The following is an 18017-nucleotide window of genomic DNA, read 5'->3' on the forward strand; positions in this document are numbered from 1 at the left end:
TGAAAATTCTGAAAGCCTCATAAAAAAGTGAGGCTTTTTAATTTCTACCTTGTCCTCTCCAATGCTTTTAGTTACATTTCTTTATGGAATTTTTCGACATCAATTGGGATGAGACTTATGGTACTCTCAAGATTCTAGGGATCTCTTTGGGGATTCTGATACTATTTTATTTTCTGGCTAATTATCTCCAAAAAACCCTCAAAAGGTGGCTAGTTAACAAAATGGATGATCCTCTTTTGGCTAATTTCCTATCTGTGATATTCCGGCTGGTTATCATTCTTGCTGGGTTTATGGTGGTCTTCAAATTTGTCGGCTTGTCGGGAGTAGTTTCAGGATTGCTTGCAGGTGCTGGGATTTCCGCATTTGTCATAGGGTTTGCTCTAAAAGATATTGGTGAGAATTTCCTCGCTGGAATTCTTTTGGCTTTCAAAAGACCTTTTCGAATTGGAGATGTGGTGAATATCAATGGTATGAGTGGAACTGTTTTGACCTTGAACCTAAGAGATACTCAAATCAAAACTGGGGATGGAAAAGATGTCTTTATTCCCAATGCTCAAATCATCAAAAATCCATTAATCAATTTTACAATTGATGGCTTCCTCCGCTATGATTTTATCATCGGTTTGGACTATGGTTCTGATTACAAAGGAGCCATGAAAGTAATTCTGGAGGCAATTAGCGATGTAAAAGGTGTTTTGAACAATCAGAAAAAGCCGAACGTCTGGATTTCAGACCTGGCGGAAAGTACCCTCAACCTTCAGGTAACTTTTTGGGTGGATACCTTCGATCGGGAAATTGGCGACATGGAGGTAAAAACAAATGCGATTGTCCAGGTCTTGGAGGAATTAGAAAAGGCAGGTTATAATTTACCTGCCCGTGTACTTGAAATCAAGAATTATAGAGATCAAGGCTTTAAAGAAGCCTAATTCTTATTTTTCCAATATTCCTTTCAAATCCGCTGGAGAATAATTCACGGACTTCAATGTCTTGTGATCTCCTTCTCTGAAAACAAGGAATAAGTCTCCTTCTTTTTCATAAAAACTAGGGGTTCCTTTTGCTTCATAATGAGCAACTGTAGCTTTTGCTTCCTCTTCAGTTTTACAAGCTTTGCTCATATTGGATCTCTGCACTTCATCAAAAAGAGTCTTGAACTTCTCTCCTAGCCCAAATTCCAAAATGGCTCCGGAAAGTACGTATTGCAAATCGCAAAGAGCATCGGCGATCTCTACCAAATCTTTGTTTTCAATCGCTTCTTCTAATTCTTTCAATTCCTCGGAAAGCAATGAAACTCTCAGGTTGCATCTGGTTTCAGATGGAATGGTTGGCTCCGGCAATACAGGGTGTTTGAAAGTTTCGTGAAATAAAGCGACGGAAGTAAGTGACTTGGGATCTTGCATGATGTTTTAAATTATTGCTCGAAATAAATGAAAAAGGCCGGAATTTCCGGCCTTTTTTTGATTCAATTCTATATTACATAGATGCTGCAGCAAATCTATCTGATACCATATTCCAATCGATGATATCCCAGAAAGCTGAAACGTAATCTGGTCTTCTGTTTTGATAATTCAAATAGTAGGCATGCTCCCACACATCCAATCCCAAAAGTGGTGTTCCTTTGAATTCAGAAATATCCATCAATGGATTGTCCTGATTTGCTGTGGATCCTACGGCTAGTTTTTTATCTGCACCGACTACTAACCAGGCCCATCCTGAACCAAATCTGGTTTTTGCGGCATTGTTGAATTCTTCAGAGAAGGCATCAAAGCTTCCAAATGAAGAGTTGATCGCTTCTGCAAGATCACCTTGTGGCATTCCGCCTCCTTCTGGAGACATGATTTTCCAGAACAATTCGTGATTATAATGACCACCTCCGTTATTTCTCATTTTGGTGGAATACTTGGAAATATTTGCCAATACATCTTCCAATGGCTTATTCGTATCCACACTTTCTTCTTCGATCGCAGCACCAAGATTTTTGGCATAGCCTGCCGCATGCTTGGTGTAGTGGATCTCCATTGTCATCGCGTCAATATTCGGTGCCAAAGCAGAATAATCGTAAGCTAATGGAGTTTGGGTGAAAGAAGTTGCCAAAATGGCCTTGTCTGCTCCTGAGGCAGAATTGCTGCAAGCGGTCAAAATTCCCGAACCTACTAATCCTACTGCCAAACCGGCTTTAGAGCTATTTGAAAGAAATTTTCTTCTGGATATTGCGTGATCTAATGGATTCATAATTAGTTAAACTGGTTTCGTTGGCTAAAATTTTTGATTAAAATAAAGTATGAAGCTAACCAATATCGGGTAGAATTGAAATTGGTTATCAGACATTAAGTCCGATTTTGTGACAAGTTGGTTATGTTTGCATCCGAACTAGGGCTTGGTTGGGTTTTTGACCAAGCATTTTATCGAATTATGCAGACAACCTTCTATAAATATCAAGGTACTGGAAATGACTTTGTCATGATTGATGACCGAAGTGAGAGTTTTGATGTTCAAGACTTGGCTTTGGTAACAAAACTTTGTGACCGAAAGTTTGGTGTGGGTGCCGATGGCTTGATTTTAATTAGAAATCATCCTGATTTTGACTTTGAAATGATTTATTTCAATGCCGACGGATCCCAGAGTATGTGTGGAAATGGTGCAAGATGTGCCGTTGCATTTTCAGGATTTTTGGGAATCATCCAGGTCAAAACCAGCTTTTTGGCTGTTGACGGACCCCATGAGGCGATATTGAAGGATGGGATCGTCGAGCTTTTGATGATCAATGTCCCTGGAATCGAAGCCAAGGGTGACGATTGTTTTGTCAATACAGGAACTCAGCACCATGTTCGATTGGTCGAGGATATCCAGAATTACCCGGTATTTTCCGAAGGTAAAAAAATGAGATACCATGAAATGTATGCTCCAGGTGGCACCAATGTTAATTTTATGGAGCCAATCTCGGAGGATGAAATTTTCGTAAGAACCTATGAAAGAGGCGTCGAAGATGAGACTCTTTCATGTGGTACGGGTGTTACGGCTGCAGCCATTGTTTTTGCTCAGGATAAGACTGATGCAGAAGTGAAAATCAAGACTTTAGGAGGAAACCTTTCTGTTCGTTTTCATAAAAATGAAGACGGAAGTATGGACAATGTCTGGCTAATCGGGCCGGCTACTCAGGTTTTCAAAGGAGAAATAGAAATTTAATCATCCAAATAGTCAACTGAGAGATCGGCTGGCGAATTATCAATTGTAATAAAAAGGGTTTAATTTTAGAGCCCGATTTTAGAATCACATAGAGCAGACATGTTAGATTTTATAGCAAAAGGATTAGCCAAAGTTTTTGGAACCAAATCCGACAGAGATATCAAAGAATTACTTCCCAAAGTTCAGGAGATCAACCAGATTTTTGCTGGATTCAAAAGCTTGTCAGATGATGAGTTGAGAGCAAAAACCATTGAGATCAAATCTGAAATCAATGAGCATCTGAAATCATTGGATGATCAAATCGCTAGTTTGAGAACAGAAATCGAAGGCTTGCCAGCGGAAGCAATCCACCAAAAAGATCAGCTTTTCACCCAAATCGAGCAAATCGAGAAGGATAGAGATACTTCCTTGGAAGAGGTTTTGGAAAGAGTTATGCCTACAGCTTTTGCTGTAGTCAAAGAAACTGCTCGCCGATTTAAGGAAAATGGAAAGTTGGTAGTAACCGCTACTATTCGCGATCAGGAATTGGCAGCTGTGAAGCAGAATGTCGAGATCGATGGAGACAAAGCTATCTGGCACAACAAGTGGCTAGCTGCTGGAAACGAAGTGGTCTGGGATATGGTCCACTACGATGTTCAGTTGATCGGTGGTATGGTTTTGCACAAAGGTAAAATCGCCGAAATGGCCACAGGTGAAGGTAAAACGTTGGTTTCCACCCTCCCATCTTATCTGAATGCATTGGCAGGTAGAGGTGTTCATGTAGTAACTGTAAACGACTACTTGGCAAAGCGTGACTCCGAATGGAATGCCCCATTGTTTGAATTCCACGGTCTATCTGTAGACTGTATTGATAAATATCAGCCAAACTCACCAGGACGTAGAAAAGCATACAACTGCGATATCGTTTATGGTACCAACAATGAGTTTGGTTTCGATTATCTAAGAGACAACATGGCTCGAGATCAGGGTGATTTGGTGCAAGGAAAGCATCACTTTGCAATGATTGATGAGGTTGACTCCGTATTGATTGATGATGCAAGAACGCCATTGATTATTTCAGGACCTGTTCCTCGTGGGGATGTTCATGAGTTTGATCAGATGAAGCCTCGTGTTTCTACTTTGGTGGAAGAGCAGCGTAAATTGATTCAAGGATATTTGGCATCAGCGAAAAAGCTGATTGCTGACGGAAATGAAAAAGAAGGTGGTTTGGCACTTTTCAGAGCATACAGAGGGATGCCGAAGTATAAGCCATTGATCAAGTACCTTTCCGAACCGGGTATCCGAGTGGTTTTGCAAAAAACTGAGAACTACTATCTCCAGGATAATAAGAGAAATATGCCAGAGGCGGATGAACCGCTTTTGTTTACCATCGATGAGAAAAGCAATGTAGTTGACTTGACCGATAGAGGTATCGAGACCATGACTACCAAAAATGAAGACCCTTCTTTCTTCATTATGCCAGACATCGGTGTTGTGATTGCCGAATTGGAAAAAGACGAATCTCTTGACGATAAAGAAAAATTGATCAAGAAAGAGGAAGTCATCAAAGATTATGGCGTAAAAGCTCAGCGTATACATACTGTAAATCAGCTTTTGAAGGCTTACTGTATGTTTGAGCGTGATACAGAGTACATCATCGTGGATGGAAAAGTGAAAATCGTAGATGAGCAAACTGGTCGTGTGATGGAAGGTCGTCGTTATTCTGACGGTTTGCACCAAGCGATCGAAGCCAAAGAAAATGTAAAAGTGGAAGACGCTACTCAGACTTATGCGACGATCACTTTGCAGAACTACTTCAGAATGTACCACAAACTGTCGGGTATGACAGGTACTGCAGAAACTGAAGCTGGCGAATTCTGGGAAATCTATAAGTTGGATGTGGTGGTAATCCCTACCAATAAACCAATCCAGCGTGACGATAGAGAGGACAAAGTTTACAAAACTGTCCGTGAGAAATTCAATGCAGTAGTTGACGAAATCAATGAATTGGTTGCCCAAGGCAGACCAGTATTGGTGGGTACTACTTCAGTAGAGATTTCTGAGGTATTGAGTAGAATGCTCACTTTGAAAAAGATCCCTCACCAAGTATTGAATGCGAAACAACACGCTCGTGAAGCGGATGTAGTAGCTGAAGCAGGTAAGGCTGGAACTGTAACCATCGCAACCAACATGGCGGGTCGTGGTACGGATATCAAATTGTCTGCTGAATCAAGAAAAGCAGGTGGTTTGGCGATCATTGGTACAGAAAGACATGAATCTCGTCGTGTAGATAGACAGTTGAGAGGTCGTGCCGGTCGTCAAGGGGATGTAGGTTCTTCCCAGTTCTTTGTTTCCCTGGAAGATTCTTTGATGCGTTTGTTCGGATCAGATCGTATTGCCAAGTTGATGGATAGAATGGGCTTGGAAGAAGGAGAAGTGATCCAGCATTCCATGATTACCAAATCCATCGAACGTGCTCAACGTAAAGTAGAGGAAAACAACTTCGGTACTCGTAAGAGATTGTTGGAATACGATGATGTAATGAACTCTCAACGTGAGGTAGTTTACAAGCGTCGTAAAAATGCCTTGAAAGGTGAGCGCTTGGAGCTAGACATCTTGAATGTGATGTATGATGTCTGCGAAAGCTTAGTCGAGATGGGTAAATCCACTGAGGATTTCGAAAATCTTCGAATGAACATTTTCACTTCTTTGGGATTGGATTATCAGATTTCAGAAAATGATCTGAAAACTAAATCAGCTCAGGCATTGACTGAAGAGCTATATGCTGCTGCTTTTGAAAATTACCAGAAGAAAAATAATCAGATTACTACTACTGCCCTTCCGATCTTGAGAAGAGTTCAGGAAGAAAGAGGTGCTACTGTGAAAGATATCATGGTGCCTATTTCTGATGGAATCAAGCAAATGGGTGTTGTGGTGAATTTGGAAAAAATGTTGGAATCTGAAGGTCAGGAATTGATCAGATCTTTGGAGAAAAATGTTACCCTTGCCATCATCGATCAAAACTGGAAAGAGCATTTGAGAGATATGGATGATTTGAAGCAGTCTGTACAGAATGCGGTTTACGAACAAAAAGATCCATTGTTGATCTATAAGTTTGAAGCATTTGAGATGTTCAAGAGATTCATCGGCAAGTTGAATGAGGATATGGTTTCCTTCTTGACTAGAGCTGATTTGCCTAAGCAGGATCCTACTCAAGTTCAGCAGGCTCAACCTCAAAGAGCTCCGGAGCCAAAAGTTCAGGCTTCTAAAGAAGAAGCTGGAAGTACGTTGAACCCAGGAGCAAATCGTGCGGCAGCAGCAGCTGCAAGTGCAGGAAGACCAGCGCCACAAGTGGTTGCTCCCCGTAAGTCAGACAAGTCCTACGGCAGAAACGATAAAGTTTCTGTTCAATACACCAATGGAACTACCAAAACGGACGTTAAGTACAAGAGTGTTGAGCAAGACGTTCAGGACGGAAAGTGTGTAATCATTGAAAATTAATAGTATGAAAAAGGGTCTTTGGATATTGGTTGCTATGGGATTGATGACTGCTTGTAAGACGAGCAGCTCTTCCGTGAAAAGTTCTTCCACATACGATTCATATTCCGAAGATCTCAGTGGGTCTTTGCCCACCTATCCAAGTTTTGAGGAGAAAATAAAGGCTCAGCAACCAGCTGAGCCGACTACCTCTCCCCAAGCGATGGATGCTAGATTGAATAATTTGGCCCAATCTCAATACGACAAGAATAAATCAGAGCCCTATTTCAATGGGTATAAAGTTTTGGTTTATTCTGGCTTGAACCGAGAAGAGGCTTTTGAAACTCAGGAAAAGATCAATGAGCTTTATCCTGAATTAAAGGCGGATTTGCAATACCAGCAACCGAGATATTTGGTGAAAGTTGGTCGATTTGCCTATAAGGTGGAGGCGCTGAAAAGCTTTAACCTAGTAAAAACAGAATTCCCATCAGCACGGATTATCCCGGACAGAATTCAAAGACAAGAATTCTCCGTGCCATCTCAAACCAGTGATGCTGAAAGACAAAATTAAATCTTTGGCGAAAGCCTATAAAGAAGAAGTCATAGCCAACAGAAGACATCTTCACTCCCATCCCGAACTTTCTTACCAGGAATTTGAAACAGCCAAATATGTGGCTTCAAAGCTGGAGGAAATCGGGATTTCTAATTTGGAGAAAAAAGCAAATACCGGATGGACTGCTTTAATCAAAGGGAAAAACCCTGAAAAGAAAGTAGTTGCTTTAAGAGCCGATATGGATGCATTGCCGATCATCGAGGCAAATGATGTTTCCTATAAATCCCAAAACCCCGGTGTGATGCATGCCTGCGGACATGATGCGCATACCGCTTCCCTTTTGGGAGCTGCCAAGATTCTTAATGAAGTGAAAGATCAGTTTGAAGGAACGATCAAATTGATTTTCCAACCTGGGGAGGAAGTTGCTCCGGGAGGTGCTTCCTACATGATTAAGGATGGTGCATTGGAAAATCCAAGACCCGCTGGTATCATCGGACAACACGTAATGCCTTTCATTCCTGCCGGAAAAGTAGGTTTCAGACAAGGGATTTACATGGCTTCCGCAGATGAAATCTATATCACAGTCAAGGGAAAAGGAGGACATGGCGCTATGCCTGAAACCTTGATTGATCCTGTATTGATTGCTTCTCATATGATTGTTGCTTTGCAGCAGGTAGTAAGCCGTGCAGCAAGTCCAAAAATTCCTTCGGTTCTTTCTTTTGGAAAGGTGGAGGCTTTGGGAGCAACCAATGTAATTCCAAACGAAGTTAAGATTCAGGGGACTTTTAGAACACTCAATGAGGATTGGAGAGCCAAAGCTCATGAAAAAATGCTTTCTATTGCCAAAGGTTTGGTCGAAGGTATGGGAGGAGAAGTTGACTTTGAGATCAGAAAAGGATATCCATTTTTGAAAAATGATCCGGAATTGACTGCTCGAGCCACAGATGCCGCAAAAGCTTATTTGGGTGAAGAAAATGTTGTAGATCTTGATATCTGGATGGCAGCGGAGGATTTCGCTTACTATTCTCAAGAAATCGACGGTTGTTTCTATCGATTAGGAACTAGAAATGAAGCCAAAGGAATCATTTCAGGAGTTCACACACCTACTTTCGATATCGAAGAAGATGCCCTTGAAATTGGAGCTGGTTTGATGGCTTGGTTGGCAGTAGCTGAGTTAGAAAATAGCCAATAGGAGCTCCTATTTTCATTTCATAAGAATTTACGATCAATTCATTTTCAGATAATTTCTCTGACTTACATTTGGGTAGAATTTTCCATTTATGAAGAAGTTAAAAACTGCCGGGATATTTATCCTTTTGCTATTTGTCCATAGCCAGACTTTCGCTTGGGGACAATTGGGTCATTATCTCATTGGCTTGATGGCTGAGATGCAAATGAAAAAATCCACTATTCGCAAGGTGGACAAGGTCATTTATCCTATGTCCATTGGAAGAAGTGGCACTTGGATGGATGAAATCAAATCCGATAGCACTTATAATTATGCATACTCTTGGCATTACTTGACTTCCAAGCATGGAGAATATGATCCAGCACACCAAGAAAAGACAGGAGATGCTTATGAAGCTATTCAGCGAATCAAGAAAGAATTGATGGCGGGTGGTTTGAGTCCTGAAGTTGAGGCTGAAAAGTTGAAAATGCTTATCCATATAGTGGAGGATATCCATCAACCTTTACATGTAGGGACTGGTGAAGATAGAGGTGGAAACGACGTAAGATTGGAGTTTTTCGGAAATCCAACCAATCTTCATGCATTATGGGACAGTGGCATGATTGATCGACAGGGAATGAGCTATACTGAGATTGCCAATGAGCTTTACAGGAGAATCACTCCAGAGATGCAAAAGAACTATCGTTCGAAATCCATGCAGGATTGGCTCGCTGAAGCTGTCAGTGTGAGAGACCGAGTGTATGACCTACCAGAAAACAAGAGAATTTCCTATCAATACATGTATTTCAAGTATCCGATTGCTGAGGAAAGAATGGTTGCGGCCAGTGTAAGACTTGCTCAGATACTAGAAGAGATTTACGGATAGTCCGTATTAAATCCATTGATTAACAGCCTTTCAGATTTTTTTCTAAAGGCTGTTTTTTTATTTTTAAAATTGGTTTTGCCGGCTCATGAAATATTTTTTTTCAACCCTATTCTTTTTTATTGTTGGGACTTCTTTTGCTCAAAATGCGGAGCTGAAGAAAGAGCTAGGTCGTATCTATTCCAATCCTGATTCTGCAGAATTTTATCTGAAGGAAGCTGAAACTAGACTCCAGTCAAGATCAGATTCAGGATTGTATTATTATTTCAAAGCTGAATCTTACAATCTGAAATTGGAAAATCAAGCTGCCAAAGATGCCTTTATTTATAGTCTTGATTACATCGACCCAAAGCTAAATCCTGAATTAGTTTCTCTAGCTTATATAAGGTTGACCAGACTTGATAAAGCTTCAGGGCAATTTGAAAAAGCACTCGAATTTTCCCAAGATGGGCTTAAGCATACGGAAAGTTCTTTGGACTCTAATTTCATGGGCTATCATTTGCTGGATATCGCTGTGATTTACCATGATATGGAAAGCTATGAGCAAGGGGTTGATTATGGGAAAAGAGCATTGAAAGTTTTGGAATCCTATTCAAAAGCTATTCCTGCCTACAGAGCTTTTGCCTTAAATAGTATTGCTATCAATTTTGACGATTGGAATAAGCCAGATAGTGCACTTTTTTATCACTACAAAGTCCTGGATGATATAGAAAATCTGGATAGTATGAGAGTGATTTTTACCTTCAACAATATCGGGAATACACTTTTGAAGCAAGAAAAATATGAGGAGGCCAGAAAGTGGGTGGAAATTGCTTTGGGTCTCAATCGGAAAGATGGATATCCTGCCTATGGATTAGCTACTAATTTCACGAACCTCGCCAACATTGCTTTCAATTTGGGAGAATTCGCCAAAGCCCGGCAAATGATGGATAGTGCGGCCTATTATGTTCAGGAAAGTGGTTCAACAGAGAAGAAAAGAGACTATTTATACGAAGAGTATCGCTTTCATAAAAAGAAAGGTGAATTGACCAGCGCCATGGACTTTTTGGAAAAGTATTCGGCCTTAAAGGATACTATTTTCCAGGAAGAAAGACTTCGTACTATGAGCGAAATGGAAGCTTTGTATGATGTGGAGCAAAAAGAACGTGAGCTGGCGGAATCCAGAGCTGAAGTTGCTGAACATGAACTGACAGTAAAAAGCAGAAATAATTTACTGCTATTACTTCTCATATTTCTTTTGGTTTCATTGGGTCTGGGATTTTTTATTTACTACAGGCAGAAAAACAAAACCCGCCACTTGCAGCAAGAAGCAAAACTTCAGGCCATTTATGCGGAACAGCAAACACAAAAGCGTCTTCAGGATCAGCGGGATTCCATCGCTTCGGATCTTCATGATAATATCGGCTCCCAACTGACCTTTATCGTTTCTTCATTGGGAAATCTCAAGTTTGGGAACCTGAGTAAGGAAGCTTTATCTACTAAAATCGATCAGATTTCAGGATTTACTGTTGAAACCGTGAATGAGCTTCGAGATACCATTTGGGCTATGAATAAGGAAAGCATTTCTATTGAAGAATTGCATTCCCGAATTCAAAATTTGTTTGCAAAAGCTCGTCAATCTTGTCCAACTATTCAGTTTGAATTCAATTTGGATCCCCATATCGATACAGATTTGAAATTGAATTCCATCGAGGGCGTTAACTTTTATAGAATAGTCCAAGAGGCTGTCAATAATTCTATCAAATATGCCAATGCTTCAAAAATTCAGGTTGATTTGTTTTTGGAGGATGAAAATATCAAATTAAAAGTTACCGATGATGGCGTGGGTATATCTGGAGAAAACCCGTTTGGAAATGGGATGAATACGATGAAAACTCGTGCTCAAAGGATCGGGAAAGAATTTGAGATTAAGAGCTCTGAAGGCCAGGGCACTGAAATATTGGTGAGCTAATTATTCTTTTTATGTCCATAAAAGTTGCTATCGCAGAGGACAATTCTTTTTTATTAAAAGCAGTTTTGGAAAAGCTGTCATTTTATCCAGACGTGGAAGTGAAGTTTTCTGGTTCGAACGGGCAGGAATTTCTTGAAAAGCTTGAAAAAGACCCCAATGTTCAAGTCGTTTTGATGGATATCGAAATGCCTAAAATGACAGGGATTGAGGCTGTTTCTAAAATTTCTCAGCTTTATCCTCAGATAAAAACGATCATGTTGACAGTCTTTGATGATGATGAGAATATTTTCAGATCGATTCAAGCTGGAGCAAATGGCTATTTTTTGAAGGAAGTAGACCCGCCAACTTTGTACCAGGGAATTCTGGATACTTTGGATGGTGGAGCTGCGATGACTCCTTCCATTGCTTTGAAAACTCTCAAATTATTGAGAAACCCGCCGTCTTTTGATGAGCCCAAAGAAGAAATTTCTTTGACCAAAAGAGAGATTGAAATTTTGGAACAAATAGCAAAAGGTCTCAACTACAATCAGATCGGGGAAAATCTATTTATTTCACCTAAAACTGTTCGGAAGCATATCGAAAATATCTACCAAAAACTCCAAGTTCATAGCAAATTGGAGGCTGTGCAGAAGGCAGTTAAAAATCGGATTATTGAAGGATGATCAATCCTGAATCCGAATTCTCCACTCTTTGGGATAGTAGTTATTTATTCGATTCCCAAGATTTTTGATCCAACCCAAGGGAAGTGAGTTATAGGTTACCATGATCCATCCCGTGGGCATATTTTCAATTACAGGATCATTTTTTCGCAGGAATTCCAATGCTTGATCTTTTTCGAGATTTACTACCTGAAATCCATTTTTTGGAAGTGTAGAAAGAGCCCATTCATGGGAAGGAATCCAGTCATTTTTCTGTTTTTTCCCAATTTCAACTCCAAAATATCGAATGCTCAAGTGCTGAGTAAGCTTTTCAAAATAGGCTTTCCATTCGGATTCAATTCGGAAATAAGAATCATTCAATTGGTAATATTGTCCGGAAAGCGGGAATCCCAATTCCTCATCAATTGAATTGGAATCTTTCGGACTTACTTCTTTCAAAAAGGGGTGTTTGTAATCTTTGATTTTTCCCGGAGGCAAAATATATGCATCATCTGGTCGCTGCATGACTGTCACAAAAAAGCCTTCCCCATCCACCAAATGCGGATAAAAGCGATATCCATAGAATGTACCGTCCTCAGTTTCTACCTGGGTTTCCCTGATATTCCAATTGGGATCCAATGGTATTCTTACAGGTTTATAGGAAAACTCTGAAGTCAGAAATTCGATCATTTCTTCATTTTCCTGCTCATTGAAAGTGCAAGTGCTATAGATTAGATATCCACTGGCAGCTACCAAGCTTCCCGCACGATCCATAATCCTTTTCTGTCTGGAAGCACAAAGTGTCACATGATCTGGAGACCATTCATTTCTTGCCTGAGGGTCTTTGCGAAACATCCCCTCACCAGAACATGGCGCATCGACTAAAACCAGATCAAAAAATCCCTCCAAAGGTTCGAAATGCTCCGGATCATTATTACTGACGAGCGTATTTCCCAGCCCCCATTTGATGATATTCTCTTTAAGTATCTGCGCTCTGGATTGGATCACTTCATTGGCCACTAGAAATCCATCTTTTCCCAAATAGCTGCTCAAAAGCGTAGACTTTCCACCCGGTGCTGCTGAAAGATCCAGAAACAATTCTTTGGGAACCTGAAGGGATCGCAGAATGTGATCAATAAACATAGAAGATGCCTCTTGTACATAATAAGCTCCAGCATGAAAACTAGGATCTAGCGTAAAAGAAGGCCTTTCATTCAAAAAGTAGCCATTCTGAGCCCAAGGAATCTGTTCAGAATCCTCTGGAGCCTGGCTTGATTTATCAGGATTGGTCCGAATGGATGTTTTGGAGTCCTGATTGATGGCTTTTTCAAAGAGTTCATATTCCGTTTCTCCCAATTGGGTTTTCATTCTGCTTTGAAAATCTGAAGGAAGAGAAATGGACATGAGATTGAATTTTTGCCAAAGATAAAAAATTGATCCATAGCAGTCTTTATCTAGGAATGAAGGGTAAGATAAGTAGCTAATAATCTTTAAATTCAGAAAAAATCAATTCTATGGAATATGTTCTGAAGGCTATTGTTCTGCTGGTTGCCATCCAGCATTTGTTTTTTCTTTGGTTTGAAATGTTTGCTTGGGAGACATTTGGAGCAAAGCTTTTCAAGGGAAACTCAAAGGAGTATTACTCCAAAACCAAAAGTATGGCCGCCAACCAAGGTTTGTATAATGGATTTCTTGCGGCGGGTTTGATCTGGTCTCTTCTACATGCAGACCCTTATTTTTCTCAGCAAGTAGCATTGTTCTTCCTTTCCTGTGTTTTGATTGCTGGAATTTTTGGAGCCTATTCAGTCAGTAAAAAAATATTCATCGTTCAGGGCATTCCAGCGCTGATCGGAGTTCTCTTGATCGTAATTTCTAATCTATAAATCCATAAACTTATTATTTATGAAATTGTATAAACTGCCCAGCCAAACACTTTTAGAAATTGAGTCCGAATTTCTACTCGGACCCGAATTGGATTGGGATGACTTATTGGGACGAGAAAATCTGAAGTCTCTCCTCACCAAAGAAAGTCAGACTTGGGATAAACTATCTAGCGCTGATGCTGAATCCCTAATCAAAGAAGAATTATTGGCTCCCATGGGCACGCAAGAAATTTGGGCTGCAGGTGTTACTTATTATAGAAGCCGAACTGCTCGAATGGAAGAATCTCAAGATGCTGGCGGAGCAGATTTTTATGACAAAGTCTATGCGGCAGATCGACCGGAATTATTTTTCAAAGCTACTCCTTCTCGAGTTTCATCACCAGGTGGAAAAGTAAATATCAGGAAAGACTCTACTTGGGATGTGCCCGAACCGGAGTTGACTATGTTGATATCTCCTTCGGGAAAAGTTCAGGGATTTACCGTTGGTAACGATATGAGTAGCCGAAGTATTGAGGGAGAAAATCCATTATATCTACCGCAAGCTAAAGTATATCAAGGCTGTGCATCTATCGGACCATGTATCCTGATTCAGGATTCTATCTCTGAAAGCACTGAAATATCCTTAGAAATCTATAGAAACGGAGAGTTGGCCGCTTCTGGAAAAACCAATTTGACACAATTAAAAAGGAAGCCACAGGAATTAGCCGGTTGGTTGTTCAGAGGAAACACATTTCCAGTAGGTTGTTTTTTAATGACAGGAACAGGGATTGTTCCGGATGATTTCACTTTGGCAAAGGGTGATGAGATTAAAATCTCAATTGAAGGTATTGGAACACTAGAAAATACGGTAGGTTTGATTTGAGTATTCTTGTAGCGAATGGAAGATTTAATGCGTGTGGATAAATGAATCCTAAATTTTCGAAAATGAGACGTTTTTTACTGCTTTCATTGTTAATTACTTCCTCTTTCTCCTGCTTGGATGATGAACTTCCCTTGCAAGCTGAATTTCCCCAGAAGTGGGTTTTTTCAGGAATTTCTTCTTCGTGGGTGGCTAATCCTGAAATCACCCCTGTAGTGGATTCACTATATTATTATGAATTGAGAGAGGATGGGACTTTTACCAAGTTCATCGGAGAGTTCGAGTTAAATGGCACCTTTGAAAAGGAAGGCGATCTAAGTAATGAAGCTGAATACCTAATCTTCAAATACGATCAAGAAACTTATTTAGAAGATAGAGAACGAGATGGTTTTGGTTTGATTCATTATTGTGGTCAGGATTTTGAACCTTTTTATTATGTTGATTCCAATACGATCAGAGGTTCTTGGGGAGCATGTGATGGACCAAACTTGTATTTCGAACTACAATAGACTTCTTAAGAAAAATCTAATTGAAATTTGAAGGCTGTTTTCTGAAATGAGGCAGCCTTTCTTTATTTTGTGGAATGAGTCAATTCTTTCAAAAACCACTGCAGCTTCCTCGCTATTCTCAGGGATACCATTTGATCACAGATATGATCGAGGATGCCATTCCTGAAATTCGTCAAATTAAAGTGGGATTTTTGCAGGTATTTATTCAGCATACTTCGGCTGCTTTGACGATCAATGAAAATGCTGATCCTACAGTTAGAAAAGACTTCCAAACCTTTGTAAATGAGTTGATTCCTGAAACTTATCCACGCTTTATCCACACTTATGAAGGTCCAGATGATATGCCTGCGCACATTAAAGCCAGTTTTTTTGATTCTTCGCTTCAAATCCCCATTTCTGGTGGAAAACTCGCTCTTGGAATTTGGCAAGGAGTTTATCTCTGCGAATTCAGGAAATTTGCCTCAGGAAGAAGGCTTTTGTTAACCGCCTATGGTAGTTCTTAAACCTTAGCTAAAATCCATTCCCACCACTTATAAAATTTTGTTCTGCTGGCCTAGAAACAATTTTATTTTTGTGGAATCAGCTATACTATGAGAATTTTATTACCCACCTGTCTTTTGGCGGTTCTACTGATTAGTGGATCTGCTTTTGGACAAGAGCATACTTCGAATGCTTTTGCCTTTAAAGTAAATGAACCCATTGTTTTGGATGGAAATTTGGATGAAGAAATCTGGGGGCCAGAAGGTTGGAATGGGGACTTTATGCAATATTTTCCATCTGACACTTCATTAGCGATAGCTCAATCTCGGATCAAGATCGCCTTTGACGACAACAATTTGTACATCGCTGCAGTGATGGAAAATTTGGGACCTAGAGAATATGTGTCTACTTCTTTGCGTAGAGATTATCGTGGTGCTCAAAATGACGGGATCACTTTTGTTTTCGATACATTCAATGATAAAACCAATGCTTTTCAGTTTGGTGTAAATCCTTATGGAGTTCAAAGGGAAGGTTTGATTTCAAATGGTGGAAATAGATCAGAAGATTTGAGCTTAGCTTGGGATAATAAATGGTATGCTGAAGCTAAAATTTTCGAAAATCATTGGCAGGTAGAGGCTATAATTCCTCTTTCCACAGTTCGATTTAAGGATGGGGCTCAAAACTGGAACATCAATTTTTATAGAATAGACAGTGATGCTGGAGAGAGAAGTTCATGGTCTCCTCTCCCAAGGAATTTCAACATGTCTTCCATCGCTTTTAATAGGAAGTTGATTTTTGAAGAGCCTTTGAGAAAAAACTCCGCTAATATTTCCTTGATTCCTTATGTCGCTGGTAAAACCTCTAAGAATTTTCTGGAAAATACCAGTGAACCCTTCAAGCCAGCAGTAGGTGGAGATGCGAAAGTGGGAATTGGTCCTGCTATGAATTTAGATTTGACTTTCAACCCAGACTTTTCTCAAGTGGAAGTTGATCAGCAGGTGACCAATTTGGACCGCTTTGAGATATTCTTTCCGGAGCGTAGACAATTCTTTCTTGAAAATGGAGATCTCTTTGACAGTTTTGGTCAGCCCAGATCCAAAGCTTTTTTCTCTAGGAGAATCGGTGTTGATATTGACTCAGCTACTGGTCAAAACGTCCAAAGTAAGATTATATATGGAGCTAGGTTGAGTGGCAAAATCAGTGAAGATTGGAGAATTGGAGCTATGAATATGCAGACTGCTACAGATTCTGAAGCAGGAATTGCCGGTAAGAATTTCTCTGTCCTGGCTATTCAAAAGAAGGTTTTTGAACGCTCTAATATCGGATTGATCTATGTGGATAAAGAATCTTTGGGTTTGGATGAATACAAATCATTATTTCACCCTGAAGAATATAACCGTCTCATTGGGATGGATTTTAATCTCAATTCAGCTAATGGGAAATGGACTGGGAAGGCATTTTATCATAGAACTTTCGAATCCCGAGAAACAGTAAAGCCTTATTCCTTCAATGCCTACATGCTTTTCAGTGATATTCACTGGGGAGGAAGTGTGAGTATCCAGGATATCGGAAAGGACTTCAATCCCGAAGTTGGCTTTTTACCAAGGTCTGATTTCAAGAGATTGAATCCGGACATCTCATACATGTTTTATCCCAATTCAAGTCTGATCAATAGACATGGGCCCAAACTGGAGTTTGAAGGATATTGGAATGAAACAATAGGCACGACCGATAGGGATTATAATATCAGCTATACCGTCCGATTTAATTCTTTTGCGGAATTGACAGTAACTCAAAAGAATAGATATCTGTATTTGTTTCAAGATTTTGATCCAACTCGAACAGGTGGTGAAAAATTACCTGCGGGAACAGACTACAATACAAAGACTCTTGGATTTGAATTCCGAAGTAATCCAAGGAATGTATTCAATGTGAAAATGACAGCAGACGGTGGAGAATATTATACAGGTAATTATTTCAGTTTGGTAAGTGAGCTTGGATTGAGGATGGGATATATGGCAAATATTTCCATGAACTTCAATTATGCCCGTATTCGACTTCCAGCTCCTCAAAGTGATGCAGACTTGATTCTTGTCGGTCCTAGAATCGATCTAACTTTTACCAAAAAGCTATTTTGGACTACATTTATTCAATACAATAATCAGATCGACAACCTGAATATCAATACAAGGCTGCAATGGAGATTTGCTCCGGTTTCAGATTTCTTCCTGGTTTATACTGATAATTATTTTCCTAGTGACTTCTCACCGAAGCAACGCTCCTTGGTATTCAAGCTGAATTATTGGTTAAATCTCTAATTGTAAAAGCCCTTTAGTCAGGGCTTTTTTCCATTTGTTTCCTTTTTTCTTTCAATTTCTCACAATTAGGATTCCAAAAGAGGAAATAAGATAAGAGTGACCAAGTAATGAGGTTGAAAATCAAGTAAAAGTATGT

Annotated in this window: 16 protein-coding genes; 13 read left to right on the top strand and 3 right to left on the bottom strand. The window is 39.9% G+C overall.

All coding sequences use genetic code 11. The annotated features are described in order from the left end of the window. The first annotated feature begins 83 nt into the window (after window positions 1–83). On the top strand, window positions 84–926 hold the full coding sequence (locus BUF13_RS09275; RefSeq protein WP_073571484.1) for a mechanosensitive ion channel family protein: 843 nt from the start codon (window positions 84–86) through the stop codon (window positions 924–926). A gap of 3 nt (window positions 927–929) precedes the next feature. Here BUF13_RS09275 and BUF13_RS09280 read toward each other — a convergent pair whose 3' ends face one another. Further along, window positions 930–1397 carry a pyrophosphohydrolase domain-containing protein gene (locus BUF13_RS09280; protein WP_073571485.1) on the bottom strand — a complete coding sequence of 156 codons (468 nt, stop codon included), beginning with the start codon at window positions 1395–1397 and terminating at the stop codon, window positions 930–932. Window positions 1398–1470: 73 nt separating this feature from the next. Beyond that, window positions 1471–2229: a superoxide dismutase gene (locus tag BUF13_RS09285; protein WP_073571486.1), complete on the bottom strand. Its 759-nt coding sequence runs from the start codon at window positions 2227–2229 to the stop codon at window positions 1471–1473. Window positions 2230–2409: 180 nt separating this feature from the next. Here BUF13_RS09285 and BUF13_RS09290 point away from each other — a divergent pair, with 180 nt between their 5' ends. The 7 genes from BUF13_RS09290 (at window position 2410) to BUF13_RS09320 (ending at window position 11856) form a co-directional block, all read left to right on the top strand. Beyond that, complete coding sequence (locus tag BUF13_RS09290; protein WP_073571735.1) at window positions 2410–3183, top strand: diaminopimelate epimerase; 774 nt, start codon at window positions 2410–2412, stop codon at window positions 3181–3183. Between the two features lie 99 nt (window positions 3184–3282). Then, a complete protein-coding gene (gene secA, locus BUF13_RS09295; protein WP_073571487.1) occupies window positions 3283–6663 on the top strand; it encodes a preprotein translocase subunit SecA in 3381 nt (1126 codons plus the stop codon). Window positions 6664–6667: 4 nt separating this feature from the next. Next, window positions 6668–7210 carry a hypothetical protein gene (locus tag BUF13_RS09300; protein WP_073571488.1) on the top strand — a complete coding sequence of 181 codons (543 nt, stop codon included), beginning with the start codon at window positions 6668–6670 and terminating at the stop codon, window positions 7208–7210. After that, complete coding sequence (locus tag BUF13_RS09305) at window positions 7191–8384, top strand: M20 metallopeptidase family protein (protein ID WP_073571489.1); 1194 nt, start codon at window positions 7191–7193, stop codon at window positions 8382–8384. The genes BUF13_RS09300 and BUF13_RS09305 overlap by 20 nt, the downstream gene beginning before the upstream one ends. A gap of 88 nt (window positions 8385–8472) precedes the next feature. Continuing rightward, the gene (locus tag BUF13_RS09310) at window positions 8473–9246 is read left to right on the top strand and encodes a S1/P1 nuclease (RefSeq protein WP_073571490.1); all 774 of its coding nucleotides are present in this window, start codon (window positions 8473–8475) and stop codon (window positions 9244–9246) included. 85 nt (window positions 9247–9331) lie between these two features. After that, window positions 9332–11194: a tetratricopeptide repeat-containing sensor histidine kinase gene (locus BUF13_RS09315; protein WP_073571491.1), complete on the top strand. Its 1863-nt coding sequence runs from the start codon at window positions 9332–9334 to the stop codon at window positions 11192–11194. A gap of 11 nt (window positions 11195–11205) precedes the next feature. Continuing rightward, entirely contained in the window at window positions 11206–11856 is a 651-nt protein-coding gene (locus tag BUF13_RS09320) for a response regulator transcription factor (protein WP_073571492.1), read from the top strand. On the opposite strand, the gene BUF13_RS09325 is transcribed toward BUF13_RS09320, so the two are convergent. Then, window positions 11857–13236 (bottom strand): methyltransferase RsmF C-terminal domain-like protein, encoded by a 1380-nt coding sequence (locus tag BUF13_RS09325; protein WP_073571493.1) that lies wholly within the window; start codon window positions 13234–13236, stop codon window positions 11857–11859. Between the two features lie 110 nt (window positions 13237–13346). Between BUF13_RS09325 and BUF13_RS09330 the strand changes: the two genes are divergently transcribed. The 5 genes from BUF13_RS09330 to BUF13_RS09350 all read left to right on the top strand — a co-directional run bounded on the left by BUF13_RS09330 (window position 13347) and on the right by BUF13_RS09350 (window position 17881). Then, entirely contained in the window at window positions 13347–13715 is a 369-nt protein-coding gene (locus BUF13_RS09330; RefSeq protein WP_073571494.1) for a DUF1304 domain-containing protein, read from the top strand. Window positions 13716–13734: 19 nt separating this feature from the next. Further along, the gene (locus tag BUF13_RS09335; RefSeq protein ID WP_073571495.1) at window positions 13735–14577 is read left to right on the top strand and encodes a fumarylacetoacetate hydrolase family protein; all 843 of its coding nucleotides are present in this window, start codon (window positions 13735–13737) and stop codon (window positions 14575–14577) included. A gap of 62 nt (window positions 14578–14639) precedes the next feature. Continuing rightward, window positions 14640–15083 carry a hypothetical protein gene (locus BUF13_RS09340; protein WP_134204375.1) on the top strand — a complete coding sequence of 148 codons (444 nt, stop codon included), beginning with the start codon at window positions 14640–14642 and terminating at the stop codon, window positions 15081–15083. 74 nt (window positions 15084–15157) lie between these two features. After that, window positions 15158–15586, top strand: a complete 429-nt coding sequence (locus BUF13_RS09345) for a secondary thiamine-phosphate synthase enzyme YjbQ (RefSeq protein WP_073571497.1) — start codon at window positions 15158–15160, stop codon at window positions 15584–15586. 87 nt (window positions 15587–15673) lie between these two features. Then, window positions 15674–17881 (top strand): DUF5916 domain-containing protein, encoded by a 2208-nt coding sequence (locus BUF13_RS09350; protein WP_073571498.1) that lies wholly within the window; start codon window positions 15674–15676, stop codon window positions 17879–17881. Window positions 17882–18017 lie beyond the last annotated feature (136 nt).

The organism is Algoriphagus zhangzhouensis, assembly GCF_900148515.1.
Lineage (GTDB): Bacteria > Bacteroidota > Bacteroidia > Cytophagales > Cyclobacteriaceae > Algoriphagus > Algoriphagus zhangzhouensis.

Coding starts and splice junctions, on each gene's coding strand:
- BUF13_RS09330 (WP_073571494.1), top strand. CDS start 13,347: ATGGAATATGTTCTGAAGGCTATTGTTCTGCTGGTTGCCATCCAGCAT.
- BUF13_RS09350 (WP_073571498.1), top strand. CDS start 15,674: ATGAGAATTTTATTACCCACCTGTCTTTTGGCGGTTCTACTGATTAGT.
- BUF13_RS09325 (WP_073571493.1), bottom strand. CDS start 13,236: ATGTCCATTTCTCTTCCTTCAGATTTTCAAAGCAGAATGAAAACCCAA.
- BUF13_RS09320 (WP_073571492.1), top strand. CDS start 11,206: ATGTCCATAAAAGTTGCTATCGCAGAGGACAATTCTTTTTTATTAAAA.
- BUF13_RS09340 (WP_134204375.1), top strand. CDS start 14,640: ATGAGACGTTTTTTACTGCTTTCATTGTTAATTACTTCCTCTTTCTCC.
- BUF13_RS09290 (WP_073571735.1), top strand. CDS start 2,410: ATGCAGACAACCTTCTATAAATATCAAGGTACTGGAAATGACTTTGTC.
- BUF13_RS09335 (WP_073571495.1), top strand. CDS start 13,735: ATGAAATTGTATAAACTGCCCAGCCAAACACTTTTAGAAATTGAGTCC.
- secA (WP_073571487.1), top strand. CDS start 3,283: ATGTTAGATTTTATAGCAAAAGGATTAGCCAAAGTTTTTGGAACCAAA.
- BUF13_RS09345 (WP_073571497.1), top strand. CDS start 15,158: ATGAGTCAATTCTTTCAAAAACCACTGCAGCTTCCTCGCTATTCTCAG.
- BUF13_RS09300 (WP_073571488.1), top strand. CDS start 6,668: ATGAAAAAGGGTCTTTGGATATTGGTTGCTATGGGATTGATGACTGCT.
- BUF13_RS09275 (WP_073571484.1), top strand. CDS start 84: ATGGAATTTTTCGACATCAATTGGGATGAGACTTATGGTACTCTCAAG.
- BUF13_RS09305 (WP_073571489.1), top strand. CDS start 7,191: ATGCTGAAAGACAAAATTAAATCTTTGGCGAAAGCCTATAAAGAAGAA.
- BUF13_RS09285 (WP_073571486.1), bottom strand. CDS start 2,229: ATGAATCCATTAGATCACGCAATATCCAGAAGAAAATTTCTTTCAAAT.
- BUF13_RS09310 (WP_073571490.1), top strand. CDS start 8,473: ATGAAGAAGTTAAAAACTGCCGGGATATTTATCCTTTTGCTATTTGTC.
- BUF13_RS09280 (WP_073571485.1), bottom strand. CDS start 1,397: ATGCAAGATCCCAAGTCACTTACTTCCGTCGCTTTATTTCACGAAACT.
- BUF13_RS09315 (WP_073571491.1), top strand. CDS start 9,332: ATGAAATATTTTTTTTCAACCCTATTCTTTTTTATTGTTGGGACTTCT.